Annotated in this window: 1 protein-coding gene; it reads right to left on the minus strand. The window is 66.7% G+C overall.

Annotation, left to right across the window (positions count from 1 at the left end; genetic code table 11):
• Positions 1 to 42 precede the first annotated feature (42 nt).
• Entirely contained in the window at positions 43 to 1,515 is a 1,473-nt protein-coding gene (locus IEX47_RS17805) for a replication initiator (RefSeq protein WP_229662981.1), read from the minus strand.
• Between the last annotated feature and the right edge of the window lie 326 nt (positions 1,516 to 1,841).

Consider the following 1,841-nt stretch of genomic DNA (forward strand, 5'->3'; position numbering starts at 1 on the left):
AAGGATTCACCCGGTGGCCGCGCCTACGTTGGAGGCACGCGCTCACTCAGGACGTCGTACACCACTCTGCTGGACTCCACTCTGGCGGATCGACCGAGCGATGGCCGCGGTGTAGTTGCGTTGCTCGACGGGCACGTCTTCCCAGATGAATCGGGGGAGTCCGTCGGCGTCGAGGACGTCAGCTGCGAGACGCCGTGCTTCGGGGGGCTCGATGCCGGCTTCTTCGAGGACGGCTCGTACGACGTCGGCGCGGTCGGCGCGGTGGTCAGTCAGGGTTTTGCCGGTCCAGTGCCGGGACACGAGTACACGTCGGCCGCCCAGCCCAAGGCATTCGCGGTCGTGTGCCTTGGACGTGCACTGCCCGGGGATCAGGTCGGGTTCGGCGTCCTTGGGCGTCACTCCATAGCGGAGCCAGTTGGCGCACGTCTCGGAGCATGGGAGCCACTGAACCTCGCGATGCAGGCGGTCGATGTGCGCCTCGTACGCCGGGTCAGGCCGGTCTTCGTTCACGTAGGTCTCTGCGACGGCCTTCGTCAGGTACTTGCAGAGATACGCGACGGCCCGGCCTGTCTGCTCGGAGCCGCCGACGATGCCCTTCACATCGACCTGCCGTCCGAAGCGGACGACATGCATCGGCTCGCCCTCGATGTCGACCTGGTCGAGAGCCTCTTGCCACGAAGGCAGCAGCTCGCCCGTTTCAGGGTCGAAGTAGCACAGGGTGACGGGGTCCCACTGGGGCAGACGGTCGCCTCTTGCCGCGTCGTACTTCACGACGTCGACCGAGGGCCACCACACGGCGCAGTAGGTCGCTGCGGTGACCTGGCGCAGGACGGAGCGGGGGATCGCGCCCCTCAGTGCGGCGTGGAGGTGAGGTGCGAGTCGACGCTGAGGTTCGACTGCGGCGAAGTACTGCACCTTGTAGCCGGCGCAACGCCGTAGGTTCTGCCACCACCTGTCGACGGCTCGGGAGAAGAGCATCGCGTCGAGAGCTGCAGCGCGGTAGTCGTACCGATTCGGGTCGGCCGGCGCGCCCGTCGCAGCGTTGATGCGGCCGTAGCTCGGCAGGGTCAGGGTGACGAACATCGAGGGCCGGAAGGTTGCGCCTGTACGAGGATCAGTGAAGGTGCGTCCGACGCTGGTGTGGTCGGGCTGGACCTTGGGGAGATCGGGGAAGCCCTCGAGGCGTCGGGTCGACCGCGTGCGCCGCTCAGACGCTTCGATGCTGTCGGCGTCGTCGGGCGCGTCCTCTGGCTCGTTGTCGTCGTCTGGCTGGGGTGGGAGCGGGTCGTCGACGAGGTGCCATCCTTCGCGGCACTGCTGCATGCGGAGCCGGCGTGCCTTGTCGGCGCAGGCTGGGCAGATGCGTGCGCGGGTCGATCCGCAGGGGATCGGTACGCAGGTGATATCGCCGGTTGCGCGGTCGGTGACCTTGCGGAGGAATGGGCGGCGGCAGACACCGACGGCATCTGCGCTGGCCAGAGCCATCGCGTCGTCGAGCTTGCGTGCGGCGCTCATGCGGTTGCCTCCAAGCCAGCGACCGGAGTCTTTGGTGGTGCGACGACGCGCAGACTGACCTCGTCCAGACGAAGCTGGATGCGGCGCTGAAGTGCCATGGGTCTGCCTCCGGAAGTCGTGAGCGGTGTTGCTCACCACGAGGAGATCGCGAGGGCTGGGGATATTGACACCACCCCACTGGACACTTCAAGACGTCTCTCGGACGTTTGAAACGTCCCTCCGAATCGTCTCGAGCGACAGTGGCGGGTCAAGTCCCGGGTAGTGGTGTAGCGCTGCGTTCCTTCGTTTGGGTTGGTCAGGCGATCAGGGCGGGCAGGTCATTGGCT

The sequence above is a fragment of the Nocardioides phosphati genome, from assembly GCF_014646375.1.
Lineage (GTDB): Bacteria > Actinomycetota > Actinomycetes > Propionibacteriales > Nocardioidaceae > Nocardioides > Nocardioides phosphati.

Coding starts and splice junctions, on each gene's coding strand:
- IEX47_RS17805 (WP_229662981.1), bottom strand. CDS start 1,515: ATGAGCGCCGCACGCAAGCTCGACGACGCGATGGCTCTGGCCAGCGCA.